Source organism: Bartonella sp. B12(2025) (assembly GCF_053795135.1).
Window position 1 is genome coordinate 1,256,586 of the sequence record NZ_CP200031.1, and the last position, 23,127, is coordinate 1,279,712.

Annotated in this window: 21 protein-coding genes and 1 pseudogene; 9 read left to right on the forward strand and 13 right to left on the reverse strand. The window is 40.8% G+C overall.

Features of this window, described 5'->3' with window-relative positions; genetic code table 11:
- The first annotated feature begins 257 nt into the window (after positions 1 to 257).
- A complete protein-coding gene (locus V3564_RS05590; protein WP_455480594.1) occupies positions 258 to 533 on the forward strand; it encodes a DUF4164 domain-containing protein in 276 nt (91 codons plus the stop codon).
- A gap of 12 nt (positions 534 to 545) precedes the next feature.
- A complete protein-coding gene (locus tag V3564_RS05595; RefSeq protein WP_455480595.1) occupies positions 546 to 923 on the forward strand; it encodes a cell division protein ZapA in 378 nt (125 codons plus the stop codon).
- Positions 924 to 1,647: 724 nt separating this feature from the next.
- Here V3564_RS05595 and pyk read toward each other — a convergent pair.
- Positions 1,648 to 3,084, reverse strand: a complete 1,437-nt coding sequence (gene pyk / locus V3564_RS05600; protein WP_455480596.1) for a pyruvate kinase — start codon at positions 3,082 to 3,084, stop codon at positions 1,648 to 1,650.
- Positions 3,081 to 3,614: a DUF1036 domain-containing protein gene (locus V3564_RS05605; protein ID WP_455480597.1), complete on the reverse strand. Its 534-nt coding sequence runs from the start codon at positions 3,612 to 3,614 to the stop codon at positions 3,081 to 3,083. The genes pyk and V3564_RS05605 overlap by 4 nt, the downstream gene beginning before the upstream one ends.
- Positions 3,615 to 3,848: 234 nt before the next feature.
- On the opposite strand from V3564_RS05605, the gene V3564_RS05610 reads away from it, so the two are divergent.
- A complete protein-coding gene (locus V3564_RS05610) occupies positions 3,849 to 4,106 on the forward strand; it encodes a DUF2312 domain-containing protein (protein WP_455480598.1) in 258 nt (85 codons plus the stop codon).
- A 6-nt stretch (positions 4,107 to 4,112) separates the two neighbouring features.
- On the opposite strand, the gene V3564_RS05615 is transcribed toward V3564_RS05610, so the two are convergent.
- The 3 genes from V3564_RS05615 to V3564_RS05625 are packed head-to-tail and all read right to left on the reverse strand — an operon-like array spanning position 4,113 to position 7,060.
- Complete coding sequence (locus tag V3564_RS05615) at positions 4,113 to 5,936, reverse strand: ABC-F family ATP-binding cassette domain-containing protein (protein WP_455480599.1); 1,824 nt, start codon at positions 5,934 to 5,936, stop codon at positions 4,113 to 4,115.
- Positions 5,936 to 6,334 (reverse strand): hypothetical protein, encoded by a 399-nt coding sequence (locus tag V3564_RS05620; RefSeq protein ID WP_455480600.1) that lies wholly within the window; start codon positions 6,332 to 6,334, stop codon positions 5,936 to 5,938. The genes V3564_RS05615 and V3564_RS05620 overlap by 1 nt, the downstream gene beginning before the upstream one ends.
- A gap of 45 nt (positions 6,335 to 6,379) precedes the next feature.
- The gene (locus V3564_RS05625) at positions 6,380 to 7,060 is read right to left on the reverse strand and encodes a thiamine diphosphokinase (protein WP_455480601.1); all 681 of its coding nucleotides are present in this window, start codon (positions 7,058 to 7,060) and stop codon (positions 6,380 to 6,382) included.
- Between the two features lie 221 nt (positions 7,061 to 7,281).
- Between V3564_RS05625 and V3564_RS05630 the strand changes: the two are divergent.
- Positions 7,282 to 8,733: pseudogene (locus V3564_RS05630) on the forward strand (M48 family metalloprotease); the annotation flags it as partial.
- A gap of 184 nt (positions 8,734 to 8,917) precedes the next feature.
- Here V3564_RS05630 and V3564_RS05635 read toward each other — a convergent pair.
- On the reverse strand, positions 8,918 to 9,829 hold the full coding sequence (locus V3564_RS05635) for an RNA polymerase factor sigma-32 (protein ID WP_455480602.1): 912 nt from the start codon (positions 9,827 to 9,829) through the stop codon (positions 8,918 to 8,920).
- A 546-nt stretch (positions 9,830 to 10,375) separates the two neighbouring features.
- On the opposite strand from V3564_RS05635, the gene V3564_RS05640 reads away from it, so the two are divergent.
- From V3564_RS05640 to V3564_RS05650, 3 genes are all read left to right on the forward strand, one after another.
- Complete coding sequence (locus V3564_RS05640) at positions 10,376 to 11,941, forward strand: hypothetical protein (RefSeq protein ID WP_455480603.1); 1,566 nt, start codon at positions 10,376 to 10,378, stop codon at positions 11,939 to 11,941.
- A gap of 21 nt (positions 11,942 to 11,962) precedes the next feature.
- Positions 11,963 to 12,301: a ferredoxin FdxA gene (gene fdxA / locus V3564_RS05645; RefSeq protein ID WP_455480604.1), complete on the forward strand. Its 339-nt coding sequence runs from the start codon at positions 11,963 to 11,965 to the stop codon at positions 12,299 to 12,301.
- 306 nt (positions 12,302 to 12,607) lie between these two features.
- Positions 12,608 to 13,192, forward strand: a complete 585-nt coding sequence (locus tag V3564_RS05650; RefSeq protein ID WP_455480605.1) for a CarD family transcriptional regulator — start codon at positions 12,608 to 12,610, stop codon at positions 13,190 to 13,192.
- Between the two features lie 513 nt (positions 13,193 to 13,705).
- Here V3564_RS05650 and rpmF read toward each other — a convergent pair.
- On the reverse strand, positions 13,706 to 13,885 hold the full coding sequence (gene rpmF / locus V3564_RS05655) for a 50S ribosomal protein L32 (protein WP_455480606.1): 180 nt from the start codon (positions 13,883 to 13,885) through the stop codon (positions 13,706 to 13,708).
- A 297-nt stretch (positions 13,886 to 14,182) separates the two neighbouring features.
- Between rpmF and V3564_RS05660 the strand changes: the two genes are divergently transcribed.
- The gene (locus tag V3564_RS05660; RefSeq protein WP_455480607.1) at positions 14,183 to 15,085 is read left to right on the forward strand and encodes a polyprenyl synthetase family protein; all 903 of its coding nucleotides are present in this window, start codon (positions 14,183 to 14,185) and stop codon (positions 15,083 to 15,085) included.
- A gap of 92 nt (positions 15,086 to 15,177) precedes the next feature.
- Here V3564_RS05660 and ispG read toward each other — a convergent pair whose 3' ends face one another.
- On the reverse strand, positions 15,178 to 16,419 hold the full coding sequence (gene ispG, locus V3564_RS05665; protein ID WP_455480608.1) for a flavodoxin-dependent (E)-4-hydroxy-3-methylbut-2-enyl-diphosphate synthase: 1,242 nt from the start codon (positions 16,417 to 16,419) through the stop codon (positions 15,178 to 15,180).
- A gap of 243 nt (positions 16,420 to 16,662) precedes the next feature.
- Between ispG and V3564_RS05670 the strand changes: the two genes are divergently transcribed.
- Entirely contained in the window at positions 16,663 to 16,953 is a 291-nt protein-coding gene (locus V3564_RS05670) for a hypothetical protein (RefSeq protein ID WP_455480609.1), read from the forward strand.
- A 486-nt stretch (positions 16,954 to 17,439) separates the two neighbouring features.
- On the opposite strand, the gene V3564_RS05675 is transcribed toward V3564_RS05670, so the two are convergent.
- Genes V3564_RS05675 through V3564_RS05695 form a run of 5 tightly spaced genes read right to left on the reverse strand, consistent with a single transcriptional unit; the run spans position 17,440 to position 23,111 of the window.
- Positions 17,440 to 18,447 (reverse strand): HlyD family secretion protein, encoded by a 1,008-nt coding sequence (locus V3564_RS05675; protein ID WP_455480610.1) that lies wholly within the window; start codon positions 18,445 to 18,447, stop codon positions 17,440 to 17,442.
- Positions 18,444 to 20,105 carry an MFS transporter gene (locus V3564_RS05680; RefSeq protein WP_455480611.1) on the reverse strand — a complete coding sequence of 554 codons (1,662 nt, stop codon included), beginning with the start codon at positions 20,103 to 20,105 and terminating at the stop codon, positions 18,444 to 18,446. The genes V3564_RS05675 and V3564_RS05680 overlap by 4 nt, the downstream gene beginning before the upstream one ends.
- A 23-nt stretch (positions 20,106 to 20,128) precedes the next feature.
- A complete protein-coding gene (gene atpC / locus V3564_RS05685) occupies positions 20,129 to 20,545 on the reverse strand; it encodes an ATP synthase F1 subunit epsilon (RefSeq protein ID WP_455480612.1) in 417 nt (138 codons plus the stop codon).
- A 60-nt stretch (positions 20,546 to 20,605) separates the two neighbouring features.
- Positions 20,606 to 22,198, reverse strand: a complete 1,593-nt coding sequence (gene atpD, locus V3564_RS05690) for a F0F1 ATP synthase subunit beta (RefSeq protein ID WP_455480613.1) — start codon at positions 22,196 to 22,198, stop codon at positions 20,606 to 20,608.
- Positions 22,199 to 22,217: 19 nt separating this feature from the next.
- Complete coding sequence (locus V3564_RS05695; RefSeq protein WP_455480614.1) at positions 22,218 to 23,111, reverse strand: F0F1 ATP synthase subunit gamma; 894 nt, start codon at positions 23,109 to 23,111, stop codon at positions 22,218 to 22,220.
- Between the last annotated feature and the right edge of the window lie 16 nt (positions 23,112 to 23,127).

Consider the following 23,127-nt stretch of genomic DNA (forward strand, 5'->3'; position numbering starts at 1 on the left):
TACTTTTCAATTTTTTAAATCGTTAGCGTAAAACTTCTTGCTATCGCTTAAGGAAAAATTAATAACACTCTCCCCACACATCCTTTATGCCAATACTCTCAAAAAATCCAGCTTTTAATTAACATGTATTCCCTGCTTTGCTTGCTAAAATGTTTTACATACTTAAAAATAAAATTCACGCAAGAAAAGAAAACGAGTGATTCGCTTTTCTATAAAAAACTGATAAAGGATACAGTCACCCAAAGGATAAAAGCATCATGAACCAAGAGACTACGGTTCTACCACACGCTTTAGAACAACTAGAAAAAGCACTAAGAACTTTAGAGATCACCATTATAAACCGCAATGCCGTGATTGATAAAAATAACGAATGGGAAGAAGAGATCCAACGAATAAATGCTGATCGTAGCCATCTTGCCCAAGCGCTTGACAAAGCCGAAGCCCACGTCGAGCGGCTAGAGATGGTGAATAAAGAAGTTTCCAAACGTTTGATTAAAGCAATGGAAACAATTCGTGTTGTAATTGATAGATAAAGGTTTGAATGTATGGAAACTGTTTCCGTTACAATTGATGGTAAAGTTTATCGCATGGCTTGTGATGAAGGACAAGAGCATCATTTAATTGAGCTTGCAGCTCAATTAGATAAATATATCGCACATTTGAAGAAAAATTTTGGTGAAATTGGTGACCATCGCTTATCGGTTATGGCCGGAATTATGGTTATCGATGAAATGGAAGAAATAAAACGAGAAAATAAAAAATTACAAGAAGACTACGAGACTCTTTTACGACTACACAATGAAAGAGATCGCACCATGGAGAAAATCATGCGAGACACAACTGAACGAATTGAAAAGCTCACCAATCAATTGCTCAAAGATGAGCAAAATAATATTAATATTCAAGAACAGGAAAATTCATAAATGCACATCAGTTCCTAAACCAACCAGCAATATAATTTTTAAAGACCAGTACAACTGTAAAAAATCGCATAAATTGCAACACTAAACAAACGAAGTGTTCCAAGAACAAAGCTGTGCTCGTGTTCCACATGAATTGCTGTCACCACATTAAAAGTGTCTCCCCGATGGTATCATGCAAGACCTGTTAGACACTGCTATTTTTAACACTTATAAATGAATAAACCAGCAGCATCATTTTATTCATCTACTTCCATATTGCGACGGCTCGTGCATTTAGACGATTTATTAGAGGCATATCGACTCCTTTTTCAAACAGTTTTTATTTACACGCCAACTCCTCTTATAGCACATAAATAAATGTTTTTTCGATTCTGAATACAAGGATTTGAAATGAGAAAATATTCCTATATGCTTGGTTCTTATTCAAGTTGAATAAGTAATAAACTATCATTATAAATCAATGTATTGATCGTATAATAGAGACAGCTATATGAAAAATATCTAAGAAGAAATCAAAGAGCAGTTTGCCACAAACATCTCAATTAAAATACTCCGGTTCATCATAAGCATAAGCACAGCTTCTTCAGGATAAAGACAAGCCTCGAGTTCAGCAGACAACATTACAGCATTGCCCCAACATAAACCGCTGTACGTACATCAAAGACTTCTGCGCGTACACGACTTCCCCAGAACAGAAAAAGAAAAGAGCATTGCGCACAAACATTCAAACGCCTTTTTTCCCATCTTGAGAAACAGAGGCAATTCGCAATAAGTTCGTAGCACCAGGCGTGCCAAGTGGGACGCCTGCTGTCACAAGGAATCGATCCCCTCCACAACAAAAGCCTTCTTGAAAAGCAATTGCTGCCGCACGATCAACCATATCCTCCAAATCCCGCGCATCTTCTGTAACCACACAATGCAATCCCCAAACTAAAGCCAAGCGCCGTGCTGTTTCCACGATGGGCGATAACGCAATAATAGGCCTGTTTGGACGTTCACGCGATGCACGCACCCCTGTTGTGCCTGAAGCGGTATAAGCAACGATGGCCGCTAATTGAAGTGTTTCGGCAATCTGCCGTGCTGCAAGAGAAATCGCATCGGTTCCCGTTGACTCTGGTGTGGCATGATGCGCCCCAACTATCGCTGCATAAGTGCGATCTTGTTCGGTTTGCCGAGCAATCCGATCCATCATAAGTACGGCTTCTTCAGGATAAAGACCAGATGCGGATTCAGCAGACAACATTACAGCATCACTCCCAGCATAAACTGCCGTAGCGACATCAGACACCTCTGCGCGTGTCGGAACAGAAGATGTAATCATTGACTCGAGCATTTGTGTAGCCACCACAACAGGCTTTCCCGCTAAACGGCAGGATTTTATCAGCTCTATCTGAAGTGCAGGAAGCCTTTCTAACGGCATTTCCACACCGAGATCTCCCCGTGCAATCATAATACCATCGGAAACATCAATAATCTTATCTATGTGCTCCAAGGCTTGAGGCTTTTCGATTTTAGCCATCAAAGACACTTTGTTTTTTGTCAACCGACGCACCGCCATAATATCTTCCGGACGTTGGATAAAAGAAAGTGCGACCCAATCAACAGGCTGTTCCAAAAGAGCCTGAAGATCAGCTTTATCTTTTGGCGTCATCGAATCAAAAGGCAAAACCGTATCGGGAAAACTCACTCCTTTTCGATCAGAAATACGAGTTCCAGCAACTACACAACAATGAACAGAATGACCATCACACACTTCAACACGTAGTTCCAGCTTTCCATCATCAATCAACAGGCGATCTCCTGGTTTAACAGCTGCTAATACATCCCCGTGTGGAAAAAAAACACGCTGTGCATCGCCAGGTACATCACGATCGTCTAATGTAAACCTTTGCCCAACACGCAAATCCTCTTGACCTTTAGCAAAACGACCAACACGCAATTTTGGTCCCTGTAGATCCACTAAAATACCGATTGGACGACGAACAATTTTTTCAACATCCCGGATGTGCTTTACCAAATCACACATCGTTGCACAGTCAGTGTGACTCATATTAATACGAAAAACATCCGTTCCCGCCATAAAAAGCTTTTTAATCATTGAAATGGAAAAAGAAGAAGGGCCAAGAGTGGCGATAATTTTTACTTTACGTGCACGCTTCACAATAGAGAATCTCCTGAAAGAGGGGGAGAGTGTACAGCCGAATCGTTGAATAAAGGCATATCCGTTAATTGTACCATCCAACTGGTTTGATTGCCTGTATCAATTTCCTTAAACGCAGCCTTTTGATACCCACGGGGGAAACAATCATGAACCCCTTGAATGACAAATTGGCTATCTTGCACACACATGGTTATAGAACCTGACCAGGTTCCTTTTTTCTGTGCTCCCTCCGCATAAAAATAATAAAACCGCGAAGAAAGTGGCCCCTCGATTAAGGTTTTACACCCTGTCACTGGTACCACCCACCACCCTTCGCTCACCCAACCCGAAAGCGTACGATAACCAAGAGCGACACCAACGGGCTGTTGAGTCGTATTACAAACCCTAAAGTCAGCCTTTGCAAAAATAACAAACGAAAACAAGAGCAAAACGCTCAAGAGAAAAACCCTTAATCCTCTCTGAAACATCCATTGCTGTTTTTTGGCAATCACAAAACTTCCTTTCAAACGGAAACCATCAAAACAAAACATACATCCCTTTTCTTTTTTTAAAAAGCTTTCAAATCTATATAAATACATTTTTATTCTTTTCTGCTTCTGATAGTTTTTTTATCAATGCACATATTTTAAACTTTTACAAAATATTTAAAGTCAGTTTGTAAAGAAAGTGTACAGTCTGATTGACTTTTTATTTTTCAGGCTTTCTTCAACAGAAATTTATCATCAAAAAAAGAGCTTAAAACAGATAATCCGGAGAAAAATACAATGAATACTGTAACCGATCAAACAAACGCTATATCTGTAAACCAATTACGTGCTTTTATCGAACGTATCGAACGGCTAGAAGAAGAGAAAAAAACCATTTCCGATGATATTAAGGAGGTTTACGCCGAACTTAAAGGCTCTGGTTTTGATAGTAAAGCCGTTCGAAGCATTATACGGTTGCGTAAAAAAGAAGATCATGAACGAATGGAAGAAGAAGCAATCATTCAACTTTATAAAAATGCACTTGGCATGAGTTAGCAAGCGTTAGCACGAACCCGTGTCTTTTTCTCTCTCTTCACGTAAAAGTTCAAGTTCCAACCATTCTTCTTCTTTTTGCGTGCAAGCATTTCTCTTCTCTTCCAGTGCTGCCGATAAACGCTCGAAACGATTTTTATCACAGCAATACAGTGCTGGATCAGAAAGTTCTTGCTCAATTTTTTTAATTTCGTTTTGCAACGTAGCAATTTGTTCTGGCAGCTTTTCTAGCGCATAAACTTGTTTGTAAGACAATTTATATGATGTTGTTTTTTTGCATGATGAAGTATTTTTTGTACGCTCCCGCGCACGAGGCTTTGGTGACTCTTTACGTTGTAACAGTGCAGCTTGCTTGTTTTGTGTCATCATATCGCTATAACCGCCAGCATACACAATCCAATGACCATCGCCTTGGGGTGCCAACATATGGGTCACAGTTCGATCTAAAAAGTCTCTGTCATGGCTAACCAGCAACACTGTTCCAGAAAAATCGGCAATAAACTCTTGCAACAAATCCAATGTTTCCATATCCAAATCATTGGTCGGTTCATCAAGAATCAAAAAATTTGCAGGACGCGAAAGAAGGCGAGCAAGCATAAGGCGAGCTCTTTCTCCACCTGAGAATTCCTTAAGTGGTGTACGTGCTTGTTCAGGCAAAAACAAAAAGTCTTTCATATAAGAAACAACATGCCGCTCCTGCCCATTTATCAGAAGAGTATCTCCTCTACCACTGGTTAAATAATGCGCTAAAGTTTCTTCTCCATTTACAGTACGCTGTTGATCGAGAAGTGCCATAGATAGGTTATATCCATGCTTTACCGTACCACTGTCGACTGTTTCCTGCCCGATTAGAATAGAAAGCAAAGTTGTCTTTCCGATACCATTAGGACCAACCAAACCGATCCTATCACCACGCTGAACGCGTAAAGAGAAATCTTTCACAATAACACGCTCACCATAAGATTTTGAAATTCGCTTCGCTTCAAGCACCAATTGCCCAGAATCATGACTTTTTGCAGCTGCCAAAAGCGCACTCCCAGATGGCCCCTTATAAGTTTTATGAAGCTGTCGTAGTTCTTTTAACGCCGACAAACGACGCACATTACGTTTACGCCGAGCCGTCACCCCATAGCGTAACCATTGTTCTTCACGCGTAATTTGTCGCCCCAATTTGTGCTGATCTCGCGCTTCTTCTTCAAGCGCCTTATCACGCCATTTCTCAAATTTCGAGAAACACATTTCCAGTCTTTTGGTTGTACCACGATCAAGCCATACTGTTGAACACGTGACATTTTCTAAAAATCGCCGATCATGCGAAATCACCACAATCGCTGAACGCAAAGAACATAAAACACCTTCCAACCATTCAATGGTTGGTAAATCAAGATGATTGGTTGGTTCATCTAAGAGAAGAATATCTGGTTTTGCCGCAATAGCTCGTAATAATGAAACGCGCCGCTTTTCACCACCTGAAAGCGTCGCTAACTTTTCAGTTCCTGAGAAACCAAGATTTGCCAAAAGTGTGTTTATCCATTGCACATCAGGCGCATCGTCCAGACCAGCTTCTATATAAGCTTGAATATTTTCAAAGCCTGAACAATCAGGGTTTTGTGAAACATAACGAACGGTGACCCGAGGGTGGCAAAAAATTTCCCCACCACTTGGCTCTATCATTCCAGCGGCAATTTTTAACAATGTTGATTTTCCACAACCATTACGACCCACCAGCGCGATACGCGCTCCTTGCTCAACCGATAAGCAAGCTTGGTTGAGCAACGGAGTTGTTCCAAAGGTTAGGAAAATGCGGTCAAGCCGCAGAAGCGGTACCGCCATTAACGAACGTATCGATGACAAGGTGCCTGATACATTACACCTCTTCCATCACGGTAAGTGCATAATTGTGGCGTCCGCATTTTTTGAGTACAAGGGGCTTGGTAAATTCGACCACTACGGGTACGATACGTGCACAACGATGAGTGCTGAGCAGCAATTTTTTTCTGCTGTTTTTTCTGATTTACAGCAACACCTGTTACTGACCCTGCAACAGCGCCAACTGCTGCACCAGTAAGCGCCGCTTCAGGAGAACCTCCAGCAATTGCGGTTCCTGCCAAAGCGCCCAATGCTGCTCCCCCAACACCATAACGCGCAACGCGTTGATCATTAACAGAACAAGCCACCGAACTTAAACCAACGGCTGAAACAACGGCCACTTTCAAAATTGATTTTAACATATAAAAACCTTTCCTTCTCAAGATCAAATTCATGCCAGCACTTAATCACTCTATCCTCTCTCTGCCATGTTCGAATATACCAGAAGAGCTTGGTGGAATAGGTAAAAACGCCAACAATATAGCTTTTCCAGAACCTAAATGGCAAGAAAAGGTTCCACAAATACGGTTAGAAAGTGTCAAAGAAGATCCAAATGATATGTTTTTATCATCAAGAGGCCATTTTACACCTGATAAGGTTAAGCCTTGTAAATCAGAAAAACCGATAATACTAAACAAACAACCATCAGGTAAATCACACGAAAAAGGCTTTGGCAAAACCGGCCACCCTTCCTCAAAACCGCTCGTTAACAGCACTGAGATGCCTTTTTCGGCCATCAGCAGTGCTTGTGTCATATGAGAAAGACCATGATCGCTTCTTTCACCTCCAAAAGTACCACACAAAATAAGCTGCTTAGCGCCTTTTTGCAGAGCTTTCTCACATGCCAGAGCACAATCGGTCATATCTTTATCAGAGGGAAAAACCTCACGCGGAACATTACTATATTTATGTACTAAAGCCTGATCAGATGAATCGAAATCCCCCAACCACAACTCAGGCATCACATCTAGCGCTTCTGCATGACGCATTCCACCATCGGCAGCAATCACCCGGCTGTTGCGAGTTTGATTACGCAAACGATCTGTGATACAAATATCTCCGTTTAACAATATTGTAAATGTCGTCATGCCACATTATACCTTTCACAATGTCTCCTCTTAATAGCATCCTTTTATAAAAATAGCCATTTTTTATAAACAATAACCGTGATATAGCCAAAAGAATCCTTTCTAAAAAACTTCCTCGTTGTAAAAAGCGCGTACAAAGATACGAATAAAATTCGTCGAAATGCAGCAAAAAAACGAGGGGGGGCACAATGATTAAAAACACTAGATTTTTTTAACAAATATTTCTTTTTTGCATCAAAATGTATAGAGCAACTCTCATCAGCTTAATGCTTCTCCTTTCAGCTTGTCATACACGTTTTTCCCAAAATGAGATAGCTTCTTCTGGAACAATCAAACATGCCAGCAAAAATGATATTTATGTCGCATTAAGCGCTTTACAACACTCTCGTATTTTACAAATATATGGCGGCGCATATCATGACGCAAAACTTGAACGTCTGTTAGCGAATATTGTACATAAACTAACTGTTGCGTCACAAAATTCTCACAAAACCTATTCTGTAACAATTTTAAACTCACAAAAAGTCAATGCATTTGCTCACCCAAATGGCTTTATCTACATAACCCGTGGCATGCTAGCATTGGCCAATGATTCTTCAGAAGTCGCAGCAATTTTAGCTCATGAAATGGCTCATATTACTGCCAATCACGGCATTTTACGCCTGCAAAAAGAAGCCGAATTAAAGATGACAAATCACATGTCATCACATCTTCTCTCGCACGCCGGAAGAAAACTTCACAACCCCATTGAAGACAAGCAAAAACTCGCACAATTTTCACGCAATCAGGAACTACAAGCCGATTCTATTGCACTCGAAATGCTCAAAAAAGCAGGATATGATCCGTTTTCTTCCTCGCGTTTTCTCCAATCAATGGCAGCCTATAACGTTTTTCGTAATATCTCGGGCACCCAAAATGCCTCCTTAGACTTTTTAGCAACACATCCAACCACTCCGCAACGGATTCGGCTTGCCATAGAAAAAGCACATAAAATCAGTACAGTTAACATTGGAAACACCGATCGTAACTCTTTTCTCAAAAGCATTGATGGTATGATTTTTGGAGGAAGCTCTCACACAGGGTTTGTGCGAGGGAACCAATTTATTCACCCGCAATTGCGCATAACTTTTTCCGTTCCTAACAATTTCACAATAGAAAATTCAGTGCACACTGTTTGGGCCAGTGGGCCAGGTGAAATTGCTATTCGTTTTGATGCTGTTTCCCGTCCAGATGAAATATCTGCGCGTGATTATTTGAAAAGCGGATGGATTGTAGGACTGGACGAATCATCTATCCGCCCAATCACGATTCAAGGTCTGCCTGGAGCTCACGCCTATGCGGCCAATGAAAAGTGGCAATTTGATGTGGTTGTCATTCTATTCAACAAACATGTTTTTCGTTTCCTTACTGCAGGCCCACATGGTTCTCAAAATTTTGAAGCGATTGCCCAAAGAACGGTACAAAGCTTTCATCCCCTTTCACCATCACAGTTAAAAAAGTTTAAACCCCTGAGAATCCGTGTTGTGCGCGTTAAACAAGGAGAAAGCGTTGAAACCCTTGCAAATAAAATGCAAAATACAACGCATAAAGAAAAACTCTTTCGCATTCTCAATGCGCTCTCACCAACCCAAATTTTACGCGCAGGTACAGACGTTAAAATTATTACAGAGTAGATCCAGCTTTCTCCGTAATTTTCTGCACTTTTGATTCCACCCCACCCCCTTCATTATCCCCTGCACTCTAAAGCATTTCCCGCACAGATCTTATTAACTTTTGAAAGCAACTTCACCGTGCTTTCACACATTCCCCAATTTCTCACCCTACTCCAGGTTTATTTTTCGAGAAACCTTCAACTTCTTATATATCATAGGCATCTTCTGGATGAACCGTAAGCAATGCAGAGCGCAGTTTTTGCAAAGCCCGTGCTTCAATTTGGCGCACCCGCTCCTTTGAGATTCCCAACTTTTCCCCCAAAACTTCTAAAGTTGCTCCCTCTTCATTCAAGCGACGGAAACGAATAATTTCAAGCTCCCGTTCATTAAGAATTTGTAACGCATCGTAAAGCCATTGTGTGCGCCGTTGACCATCAATCACCTGCTCAATTAAAGCATCAGGAAGAGGGTTCTCATCCACAAGAACATCCATTTTTGCAACAGAATTATCGCTGTTCTCAGAAACAGAAACGCTCAAAGAGTTATCAGAACTAGAAAAACGAAAATCCATCGTTTCAACATCACGAACTGAAACGCCAAGTTTTTCAGCGATTGTGCGAAAGATATCTTGTTTTGTTAGAGCACTATTATTTTGCACTAATTTCGCCCGCAAACGCCGAAGATTAAAGAAAAGCGCTTTTTGTGAAGAACTGGTTCCTCCTCGAACGATAGACCAATTTCGTAGGATATAATCTTGAATAGAAGCACGTATCCACCATGTTGCATAAGTCGAAAAACGCACCTCCCGATCGGGCTCAAAACGCGCAGCGGCTTCCAGCAGTCCCACATAACCTTCTTGTACCAGATCCCCCAACGGCATTTTGAAACGTTTAAAACGGTTCGCAATCGCAATCACCAAGCGCATATGAGCAGCTGCAATTTGATGCATAGCAGCATCATCACGTTTATCTTTCCATCGCAAAGCCAAATCATGCTCTTTTTGTCGTTCAAGATAAGGTGCTTGCATAGCAGAACGCATCATATCACGCCCCAAGCTTTTGTCTGCATCGCTATAATTTTTACTGCTTTTATAAACGGCATTTGAAAGATTACCCATAATAGCCCCTTGCGATTAAAATTATAAAAATTGATTTGCCAACCACATCGTCGTTCTTTCTCAAAAAAGAACGTAAAAGTTGTTTATTTACGTAAACACTACTTTAACGTGTATTTTTATAATCGCAATTGTTTTTTTCTTGTAATCGTAAAACTTATTGTCATGAGATACAGCTTCACCTACAAAACGGCTATGCAAGATGCCCTTCACCGGCAAGAAATGCTCGAGAAAGCTTGTTCTTCATAGTTTCATGACAAAACAAATGCTGCTTTGTTTAATTATTGACTTACCTACCTTTTAGTGAAGGGTTTATTTTATTCTTCCAGCTTCACAATACAACCAACACGTGTAAATAACACGCACAAAGCATCCAAAACAGATAACAAGGAATACCAACAATTAAAGTGATAAAAGAAGCGTCAAAAAACAACAAGAGTGATTGAAGCAAATGCAACAAACGTGTTAAAGAAGCAGCACAATAATGGAATTAATGGAATTTTCGAAAATAGACTTTTTACCAGTGTAGCACTAAGAAAGAAAATAATCATGGATAGCAAGATTGTTCAACAGAATGATACTCTTCAGGATGGTGTTCTGATTGAAAAACACGAAAGTGGAAAGTTTGAAGGTTTTCGTTTTTACGCCGACAAGAACAATACCGATCAAGCAGCTGGCACACAAAACTTAGCAGATAATGAAAGTTTAATTCTTGCCTTTTCCAAACGTGCAACACGTTTTTGTGCTTCTGCCAATGGAGATTTTACACTCAGTTCTGATGGAATTGTGCGCTGGATTGGTCAACCCGTGGGGCAACTTGTTGCAACAGAGGATTTTTTAAAACCCAAACTCATTGTTTTAGCAGATACACAATTAACGGGAGAAGCCCGTGATAATGTAGTAAAACGACTAGAACGTTTTGTTACTTTTCATTTCGAAACGACCCTAAAACCACTGTTTGATCTGCGCAATGCCGATAACTTAACGGATTCAACAAGCAGTCTTGCCTCACAACTGGTCAACTCTTTAGGAATTTTACCGCGTCGAGAAATAGCCGAAGTTGTCAAAAATCTTAATCAAGAATCACGTGCAGTGCTACGACGGCTAGGTGTGCGTTTTGGAGCTTTCCATATCTATGTTGCAGGAATGCTTAAACCAGCTCCGGTTCAAGCCATTACATTGCTGTGGAACCTTCAAAATGAGGGGCATGACCAAACTGGTTTTGATAAAATTTTTGCGGCTTTGTCTGCTGGACAGACCTCCTTGGCTGTTGACCCTACATATAATCGCCAATTTTATCAATTGGCTGGCTATCAAATCTTAGGGCAGCGTGCTGTACGCATTGATATTTTAGAACGTCTTGCGAACTTGATCCGCTCCGCACTTCATTGGAAACAAGGAAATGAACCCAAACCCGATGGGGCCTATGATGGCAAAAGTTTCTTTGTGACTCCAACAATGATGTCTATTCTTGGAGCCAATGGAACAGATATGGAAAAAATTCTAAAAGGACTTGGCTATCGATCACACCCCTATAGTAGTGCTGCTCTTGAACAAAAACTCCTTCAAAACAAAGCCTCTTCCCTTACATGTACACCAGAACAAGGTATTCCCGCAGCAGAATGTGTTGGCGATCAATGGCAAACAATGAAACCCTTGGAAACAACACAAGAAGCAAAAGGCGCTTTGCCCACTTGTGTTAAAATACAACCCAATACTACAAATTGTTTACATGCAGCTGAACCTGTTGGCGATTTTGTCAAGAAAAAGCGCGTTGCAGCAGAAGATAAAATTGTTTTGCTCTGGCATTATAACCATCAATTTCACCATAACACACAAAAAAAACGTGATAAATCTGGACATAGGTGGCAAAGTAAACCAAAAAAGACTTTTGAAAAAGGGGCAAGCACAAATGAAAATACCTCTCAAAAGTCCACATCACACACAAAACATTCTTATAAATCCAATACCCCCCACACCAAACGTACAAACAATAAATCATTTCAAAAAGAAAAACGTTTTAATCCTCATTCACCCTTTGCAAAATTAGCTGCGCTACGCGATCAACTTACAAACAATAAAGACACACATACACTTCCCTCTAAAGATCATTAAAATAACAAATGGAGTTCGATCTTGGCCTATGTAGTAACCGACAACTGCATTCATTGTAAATATACTGATTGCGTTGAAGTTTGCCCTGTTGATTGTTTTTACGAAGGTGAAAATATGCTCGTCATTCATCCAGATGAATGCATTGATTGTGGTGTCTGCGAACCAGAATGCCCAGCGGAAGCCATTAAACCTGATACAGAGCCAGATCTAGAAAAATGGTTAGAGCTTAATCTTCATTATGCAAACAAATGGCCTAATTTGACCACCCGAAAAGATCCTCTTCCTCAAGCAAAAGAAATGGATGGCGTTCCAAATAAATTAGAAAAGTATTTCTCAGAAAATTCAGGAAGCGGTGAATAATAACAATGCAACGCACATAACATCCCTTCAAAAATTGAGAGCATTCCCTTGTAAAAATGAAAATTCCTGAGCGAACTGATTGATTATTTTGAATTTTGATGTTAATATTATTTTAACATGATCATCTTTCTAGGTATTTTTCTTTGCTTTCTTTTATAAAGCAATAAGTTTTTGTTGGATTTAAAAGTACTCAACTTTTATGCTCACTCAATTGGTATAATATACTTGGTTAAAGAACACTCAGCGTTCAGGTTTATAGCCTGTTTTCCGATATATTTGTTGATCATAAAGGGAGTAAAGTAAAATATGGCATCCCAACACGGAACGTTTTCCAGCGCTAAAGGATTTGCAACCTCTGAATATATCGTCTATCCTACCCATGGAGTAGGGCAGATTATAGCGATTGAAGATCAAGAAGTTGCAGGACATAAATTAAAACTTTTTGTCATTCATTTTGCAAAAGATAAAATGGATGTCAAAGTGCCAATTGCTAAAGCCCTTTCCGTTGGAATGCGCAAATTATCCGCTGTTGATTCTGTTGAACGCGCATTAAAAACCTTGCACGGAAAAGCACGAATTAAACGAACCATGTGGTCACGCCGCGCTCAAGAATATGATGCTAAAATAAATTCTGGAGATCTTATTTGTATTGCTGAAGTGGTGCGTGACCTTTTTCGCTCAAATCTACAGCCCGAACAATCTTATTCTGAGCGTCAGCTTTATATCGCTGCACTTGACAGAATGGCTCGCGAAATTGCTGTTATTAATAGTCTTTCTGAAACAGAAGCTGTCAATCTCATAGAGATGCACCTCTCAAACAAGTCAAAGCGTGAATTTAACGCTGAGAGAGATGAAACAAACGCAAACAGTAAAGCTGTCTACGCTGCATAATAAATAGGCCAAGATATTTTTATAATAAAAACAAAACCAGCACATAGCTGGTTTTTTTATCTATGAACCTTCATAGACAGAAGAACATTTGAAAGGAAAACTGTCAAAGTTTCCCATCCAATAGTATATTTACAGAACTGAACAGGGTTATAAGTGGCATTGCAATCTCGCATCTCGTAACAAAATTGATATTGTAATCTTCCTTTAGCTCTCTCTATCGAATACATCCTAAGAATATATTGAGGAAAATGATTCCGCTACCAAGCTTATTTCATCGACACAGACAGAGAACTTTTACCGAACCCGCACACAACATACTCCAAAAAAAGCGCACACACAATCGCTCGAGTTATCTGTCACGATAACAAGTATAAGAAAACCCACCGCATAACTAGGGAAAAACCCACACCCCGATACCCTCTGTTAAGAGAATAACCGAAAAGCATATCCTGCCCATGCACGCACTTTTCTACGAATCAAATGAATTTACCATTTAGTAAAAAGATAAAACTCTCAATCCTTCGGCACCAAAATTGAACGTCCGCGATACATCCCTGTTTTCAAATCAATATGATGAGGGCGACGCAGTTCACCAGAATTTTTATCCTCGATATAAGTTGGTACCTTGAGGGCATCAGCCGAACGGCGCATACCCCGCTTCGATGGAGAGGTTTTTCGTTTAGGTACAGCCATAAAAAGATACTCCGAATCCACTAAAACAGAAAAAGCAATGCCAAAAAATGACAATGCTTCTATCAAAAACACCATAAAATTTTACAAACTTATACACTGAATATAACCTTTTGGCTAGACTTTCATTTAATTTTTTGTTTAGCTTTAACGAGAACTCCCGCATATAGTGGGTATAAGCATCAAAAAAAATTGATTTTTTAATAAAAACCTATGCAGATCGACTAAAACAAGAAAAAGCGACAGCCTCTATCTTGTAAATTCCAAGATTTTATTTTGCAAAGAACAAAGGAAGCAAGAATGCACGAATTTACCACCCTTCTTGCGAAACATGCCCACGCTATTGAAAAGCGACTTGATACACTGTTAAGTGCTCAAGTCCAAAATGGCGAAATTGCTCGTCCTGAAATCTTGATTAAAGCCATGCGTCATGGTGTACTGAATGGTGGAAAACGCCTGCGGCCTTTTCTTGTTATTCAAAGTGCAGCACTTTTTAATGTTCCTGCTGAACACTCTCTTGATATCGCGTGTGCCTTAGAATGTGTCCACTGTTATTCGCTCATTCACGATGATCTTCCTGCTATGGATAACGACACACTTCGACGCGGAAAACCCACCGTCCACATAGCATTCGATGAAGCAACAGCAATTCTAGCAGGCAACGCTCTCTTGACTCTTGCCTTTGAAATCATTGCACATAAAGCCTGTGCACTCCCTTTTGACACCAGAATAAAGCTGATTACAACCCTTGCACAATCCGCAGGACTTGGTGGAATGCTAGGCGGTCAAATGCTTGACCTTGAAGCGGAAAAAAAATCGCAAGATAGCGCCCACATCATCACCCTACAACGAATGAAAACAGCCGCCCTTATAAGCTTTGCTTGCCAAGCAGGAGCAATCATCGGCAATGCTCCTAAAGAATTAACAGAAAAACTTGCCACTTTTGGAACATATCTTGGTTTAGCATTTCAATTGACGGATGATCTTCTGGATGTGACCGCCAGTACCGAAGCTTTGGGAAAAACTGCTGGTAAAGATGAAACGACACAAAAAGCCACTTTTGTTCGTCTTTATGGCATTCAAGAAACGCAAAAAAAACGAGACGAGCTCATCGCTAAAGCAGAAACACTTTTACGCCCTTTTGGTGCCAAAGCAAAACTGCTCCAACAAGCAACTCTCTTTAGTGCAACACGCAAAAATTAAAAGTTCACCTGCTACACCAGCAGCAAAACACAAAGCAAAAAGGGCTAAAAACAAAGGGGTTACCTTGTTTCAGCCCTATTCAATGACTTGTTTCAACCTTGCCCAAAGCGTGTATGAATATAATCACTTAGAAGAGATTCAAATTCTTCAGCAATATGGTTGCCACGCAAAGTTTTCACCTTTTTGCCCTCAATAAAAACGGGAGCCGCTGGATTTTCACCCATTCCAGGCAACGAAATCCCAATATCAGCATGTTTTGATTCTCCTGGTCCATTGACGATGCAACCCATAACCGCAACCTTCAACCCTTCAACACCAGGGTATTTTTTACGCCATACAGGCATATTTTTGTATAAATTCATTTCAATTTTTTGCGCTAATTGCTGAAAAACTGTCGAGGTCGTACGACCACATCCAGGACAAGCCGTAACAACAGGTAAAAATTGTCGGAATCCCATAACTTGCAAAAGCTCTTGAGAAACTCTCACTTCTCGTGTCCTATCTCCCCCAGGTTCAGGTGTTAATGAAATACGGATCGTATCTCCAATCCCTTGCTGTAATAAAATACCCATAGACACCGAAGAAGCAACAATACCCTTCGTTCCCATACCTGCTTCTGTCAATCCTAAATGGAGCGCATAATCACAACGCTCTGCCAAGGCAATGTAAACAGCAATGAGATCTTGTACATCACTCACTTTAGCAGAAAGAATAATTTTATCACGTCCTAATCCTAACTCTTCAGCCCAAATAGCCGAATGAAGAGCCGACTGAACGACAGCTTCCCGCATCACTTCAATGACAGATAAAGGTTTTTCCTGCTTAGCATTCTCATCCATAAGCCGTGTTAACAATACATTATCAAGGGATCCCCAATTCACACCAATGCGAATAGGTTTATTATACCGACAGGCAATCTCAATAATTTCCGCAAACTGACGATCCTTTTTTACGCCAAAACCAACGTTTCCAGGATTGATTCGATATTTTGCAAGCACCTCAGCGCATGCAGGATTTTCTGCTAAAAGTTTATGGCCAATATAATGGAAATCCCCTACCACTGGCACAACAACGCCTAACTGTTCTAATCGCTCCTGTATTTTGGGTACGGCAGCAGCGGCTTCATCACGATCAACGGTTATCCGAACCAGTTCCGAACCGGCTCGCCAAAGGGCAGCAATTTGTTCAGCTGTTGCATCAACATCGGCAGTATCAGTATTTGTCATTGACTGAACAACTATCGGGTTATTACCACCGACCATTACACCGCCCACCGCAACAGGAACAGACCAACGACGTTCAAAAGGTTTAGAGAAATAACATGCTGTGCTCATTAACATCCTCAAATTTTCAAAATTTGCATTTTCAAACATAATTTTGGCAAAATAAAAGCACAATTCAAAAAAAAATAAATTAAAGAGAATTATCTCATCGAGTAACAACTTTTGGCTTTTCCCATTGGCCACTAAGGAACGCAATCGATGCAACCTTTTAATCTTCAAGCCGTTATACAAAAGCCCCAAACACAACTTCAACTGTCTTCACGTAGTATAATGTAAACATCAAGGAGTTAACAAATGTGTCTATTTTCGCCTCATTCAAAAAATGCTAAAATTAAAAAACGCATTGCGCAATTAAAAAATGAACTCGTACCAGTGAACAACCATTGGCGTTTTCATGATAACAACAGCTTTGATAATCTCTCTAATATACTTGATACATGGAAACAAAAAGGCTGTCACGCGCTTTACCACCTCAATGAGCATGCTACAGAATTGAAAAAAAAAGTAAAAGAGAATCCTAAAACAACCATTGCATTAACCGCAGGAATAGCTTTAGCTGGTTTCTTGCTGATACGCAAAAATTAATAACACACCAACAACCAGCCTCTTTATAATGCCCGACTCAAAGCGGGCATTCTTCTATAGCTTTTAAAATGCTACAAAACACCATAACCATTTCAGTTTAAAAACGATTTCTTCACGCCCTAAAGGACGAATCCTCCTCTAGTACTTATTTATAAACAAACCAACTTCTCTCTATAGATTCCTACTGCTGACCACTTATATAGTTCATTTCATAGGCTCTCCAAGTCATGCCTGAAAATCTTCCTTTACTATCTTATCCTTGGTTTATGCAAAAGAAGACTGAAAGTAGACATAAACGACATTGTGTCTTTAATATGCATGAATATGCCTTATATCAAGGTACTAAAGGACAATGCTTTGCCTTACGACACTGCAAATAAGAGTTTAAAGAAGTGCATCATAACAAACCAAATGAAATCTTCTAAAGTGAATACCCACTTGCTATAAGTAAAGGGCATAAAAATAAAATTCAAAAAACCCAAAGTTTTAACCTCCAGAAACAGCACGCTGTGAAGTGTCCACATACGTAACCACAGACATACCAGGAATCAGCTTTTCTGCCCCCTCCTGACCAGGATCCAAAGCAATACGCACCGAAACACGTTGCGCAATTTTAATGAAGTTGCCAATTGTAGTATCCGTTTTTAACAATGAAAATTCTGAACCTGTCGCAGGTGCAAAACGAACCACACGCCCCGTTAATTTCTTATTGTTCAATGCATCAACAGAAAAAATAACAGGTTGTCCAACACGCATCTGAAAAAGTTGCGTTTCCTTATAATTGGCAATAATCCAAATATCATCAGAAATGACCGACACCAACTGCGTACCAGGCGAAACATATTGTCCTACCCGTGCACCAACCAACCCAACATAGCCTGTTCTAGGAGATAAAATCTTAGTATGATCCAGATTGAGCTTAGCCAATTCAACACCAACTTTTGCTCCTGCAACCTCTGACTGTAAATTTTGCCGTTCAAGATCCAATTGTTTTTGCAATTGACGTTTTGTTTCAAGGGCTGCTAATAATTGCGAAAGAGGACGAGAAACAGAACTCGAAGCATCACTAAAGTTTAGCTTCCTGCTTCCAGGAATAACATTGGAAAATGCTCGCGAACGCGCCAATTCTGCTTCTGCTGTATTAATTTCTCCCTGTAAAATCTGAGCCTGCAACTTAGTACTTGCAAGTTTTGCATTTTTTGAATCTAAAACAGCCTGTGCCCGTGCAAGCTGTTGGCGAAAGAGAGAATCATCGAGTTCAAATAACAGCATTCCCTTTTCAACTCTTTGATAATCTTGAACATAAATCCGTGAAATCACCCCAGAGATCTGTGAACTGACTAGGGTAACATTGCCCTTAATTGAAGCATTATCGGTTACTTGAATGGTACTGACAAAAGGAGGAAGCTTCCAAGCCCATAAAATCAGCAAAACACCCGTAACACCTGACAGGAATGCAACAATCGTCGCTTTTGATCGTAATGCTTTTATCATTTTTTGCACTCCTCTTCCATGATAGAGCTCCGTTTTTCGAATGCACCCCAAAAGCGTGATTTTAAAAGTATTTTGGCAAGAAAAATAGCAAATACAACCGTTGCAATATAAAAATAAAGACGAAAAACATCATCATAAGCAAAAATATTTGCCATTAATTTTAACTTCTCAATCAGTCTAGACACAGCTTGCTCACTCCCCAAAACATCAGGAGCAGAAACAGCATAAGAGGATGAAAATAGGGTACTCCCCCCACCTGAAATAAGGGGATCTGTGACAGCAATACCTTGTGTTAAGGACTCAAAATTCTTATGGGCGAAAAAAATTTGAAGACTGCCAAAAAAAGCCGAACCCATTAACCCCCCCGTCACTTGCGTCAACAGAAAAATAGCAATAAAACTTAAAACGTAACGTGGTCCTCGCTCACCAGCTATAACAAATCCCTTGAAAAGAGCAGGTGGCAAAAAAAGTGCATAACTAAAGCTCACCAGCCCTTGACTCAACATCATATCTCGCGGACTCGTTAAATGGCTTGCATAACTATCTAAATAAGTTCCGAGCGCCAAACAACCTAAAGATAAAAGATAAAAATAATCCTCACGCCCAGCACGTAAAAAAAAGACACAAACCGCTCCCCCTAAAAAGGTGCCCAATACAACAGCAAAATGCATAGGCATCATCTCACGATTTAACAAACCCATAAGATGAAAAAAGCCTGCTGCTAAACTTGATCGCTCTAATAAAAAAACGTGAAAAACAAATAAAATAAAAACGGATTGTACCATTTCTTTACTGAAAAGCCAACGTAAATCAATCAGCGGTTTTTCTCTATTAAGTTCAAGAATAGTCGCAATGGTCAAAGAAAAAACAGCGAGCGCAAGCCCCCAACCAATCCACGGTGCTTCATACCACCAATACAATGTGCCAACAGACATAATCATTGCATTGAGTCCAAGACCAAGTGCAATCAAACCGTAACTCACCCAATCTAACTTCTGAATAACCTTGCTGCGCACAACAGGAGTCAGTGGAAGAGCATAGATACATCCCAAACTGATAAGAACCAACCCCATTTCCATCGCTGAAAGACTCGAAAAACCACCACTTTCCAACAAATCAGGCGAAATCAAGCGTGATAAGGGTGCTGCTAAAGCTGCATTCATATAATTCAAACTAAGACCAATGGTAAACTTCTTTGCTGGTGCAAAAGCCTCCATCATATAAAGAAGCGCAAGTGAAGCCAAAGGTGCCGCGGCAATACCAGCAAAAAAGCGAATGATCAGAGCGGAACGCAAATCCGTCACAAATAACTGCAAAACACAAACCAAAACGAAACCAAGGATTGATAATTCAGCAAAAGCACGAAGCCCAAACTGGTAGCGGATCTTGATCAACATGATCGCAACGCTTACATTTGGTGCCATATAGGCAGCAACTAACCATGTAGTTTCCGTCAGAGTTGCGTGAAAGTCACCCGTAAGATGGAAAATGTTAGATTGAACAACATTGGCTCCTAAACCATAAGCCCATTGCAAAATAAAAGAGGCAAAAATATAAACAAAGCATTTTGGCAAAGGCCCTGCAAAGACAACACCAGGATGAGGAAAAGGCTTCCCTCCTCTTTTAGCAGACACAACCGTACTCTTTCTTCCGCTCATGTCGCCTTTTCCTGTATAATCCGTTATGCCTCTGTCAACACAGCATCAATAGCTGTCAACTGATGAAAAAATTCTTCTACCTTATGATTCTCCTCATCACTTGAATCCCCCTCTAATGTTGCTCGAACTTGCAAAATCTTTTGTTCCAACACCTCAAAAGAAAGATGCTCAACAGCAACAACTCTCTCTGCCAAAAGAGAGCATCCTGAAAGGGTAATATTAGCAACACCTCCACAGACAGCAAACAACTTTTCCCCTGCAGAGGTGCGAACGCGCACACTCCCCAACACAATACCTGCAATTAAAGGCGCGTGATACGCCATAACTGTTAGAGCACCTGACGCTGAAGGAAGAACAACAGATATCACCTTCTCTGAAAACACAATTTTTTCAGGTGACACAAGCTCAAACAAAAAATGCTCTTCTCTATCGTTTTCCACAAAAATCTCCACGAGGCTTGGTTGTTCTCTTTACAACAAGCATTCATTACAGATTTCTTCTTATGAAGAAGCCTCTGCAATGAGACGCTTTCCTTTTTCAATGGCTTCATCAATCGAACCAACCATATAAAAAGCCGCTTCCGGCAAATCATCATAATCGCCAGCACAAAGACCTTTAAAGCCTTTGATTGTGTCTTCCAAAGGTACGAGTTTCCCAGGTGAACCAGTAAAAGCTTCAGCGACATGGAAAGGTTGCGAAAGGAAACGTTCAATTTTACGCGCCCGCCCCACCAGCAACTTATCATCTTCAGAAAGTTCATCCATTCCAAGAATAGCAATGATATCCTGTAGAGCTCTATAACGTTGCAAAATGGTTTGAACTTGACAAGCAACCGTATAATGCTCTTCACCTACAACCAATGGATCCAACATGCGTGAGAAAGAATCGAGTGGATCAACTGCTGGATAAATACCCTTTTCAGCAATTGAACGCGAAAGAACCGTTGTTGCATCCAAGTGAGCAAAAGATGTCGCAGGCGCTGGGTCAGTCAAGTCATCAGCAGGAACGTAAATAGCCTGGACAGAGGTAATAGACCCTGTTTTCGTGCTGGTAATACGCTCTTGCAAAGCGCCCATGTCCGTTGCCAAAGTTGGCTGATAACCCACAGCAGAAGGGATACGCCCTAAAAGAGCTGAAACTTCTGCTCCTGCTTGCGTAAAACGGAAAATATTATCCACGAAAAAAAGGACATCCTGGCCTTCATCACGGAAACTTTCTGCAATAGTCAATCCTGAAAGAGCAACACGTGCACGCGCTCCTGGTGGCTCATTCATTTGCCCATAAACGAGCGCACATTTTGATCCTTCCGTTGAACCATTATTATCTTTTGGATTCACATTCACACGGCTTTCGATCATTTCATAATAGAGATCATTTCCTTCACGTGTACGTTCTCCAACGCCAGCAAACACGGAATACCCACCATGCGCTTTTGCAATATTGTTAATAAGCTCCATAATGAGAACGGTTTTACCAACCCCAGCACCACCAAACAAGCCAATCTTACCACCTTTAGAATAAGGCGCTAACAAATCAACGACTTTAATACCAGTGACAAGAATTTCTGACACTGTTGATTGCTCAACATATTCAGGGGCCTCTTGGTGAATGGAACGCATTTTAGTTGCTGCAATTGGTCCAACATTGTCAACTGGCTCTCCAATCACATTCATAATACGCCCAAGCGTTGCCTCTCCAACAGGAACACTGATCTGTGTTCCTGTATCAAAAACCTTTTGACCACGGATAAGACCATCCGTCGTATCCATGGCGATCGTGCGCACTGTATTTTCACCCAAATGCTGAGCAACTTCTAAAACCAATCGACTGCCTAAATTCTCTGTTTCTAATGCATTGAGAATATTTGGCAACTCACCTTCAAACTGCACATCAACAACAGCACCAATAACCTGTTTGATCTCACCAACTGCCTTTTTTTCACGCGTGTCTTTACGAGAAGTACGAACAGGATTAGAAGAATTCTTTACGGCAGCTTGAAATTTCGAGGCGACTTTTTTCACACCTGAACGAGCAGCTGATTTCTTTTTCTCAACTTTTGTGGCTTCCTTGCTTGACGTCACTGCTTTTACCATCAATCCTTACCTTTTCAATTTAAAGCGCTTCAGCGCCCGCAATAATTTCGATCAATTCCGTCGTGATTTGTGCCTGACGCTGGCGATTATAAGCTACGGTCAATTTATTAATCATTTCACCTGCATTGCGCGATGCATTGTCCATAGCAGTCATCTTCGCACCCATCTCACCAGCAACATTTTCAAGCAAAGCCCGAAAAATTTGCACAGAAAGATTGCGCAGTACAAGCGCATCCAAAAGAGAAGCTGCATCAGGCTCGTAATCATAAACAATCGATTGTAGATCTCCGCTTTTATCTGTTTTTCCAATAATCCCTCCAAAAGAAGCCATTGGGATCAAGCCAAAAGCTGTTGGACGCTGATTAATTACTGAAACAAATTCAGAGTAAAACAGGGTGCACACATCGAAGAGCCCCTCATTGAATAAATCAATGATCCGTTGGCTAATCATCGCCGCCTCTGCAAAACCAATCCGCTTTACAGAATGCAAATCAATGTGATCAACCATCAAAGCTTTATAATCACGCGATAAAATATCTGCTCCCTTTTTGCCTACGGTTAAAATTTTAACGGCTTTACCGGCAGAAAGAAGCGTCTTAATCTGTTCGCGTGCACGACGAGCAATCTGCACATTGAACGCACCGCACAAACCGCGCTCCGCAGTACACACAACCAAAAGATGCACATCATCTCGACCAGTACCACGCATAAGAGGAGGCGCATCAACTGTATCAACATCAGCAGCAACACTGGTTAAAATAGCATCCATCCGCTCGGCATAAGGACGCGCGGACTGCGCGACCTCTTGCGCACGATGCAACCTCGCCGCCGCAACCATTTGCATGGCTTTGGTAATCTTCTGTGTTGCCTTAACCGAGGCAATACGGTCTCTAAGATCCTTTAGTGATGCCATTCGAGCATTCCATCAA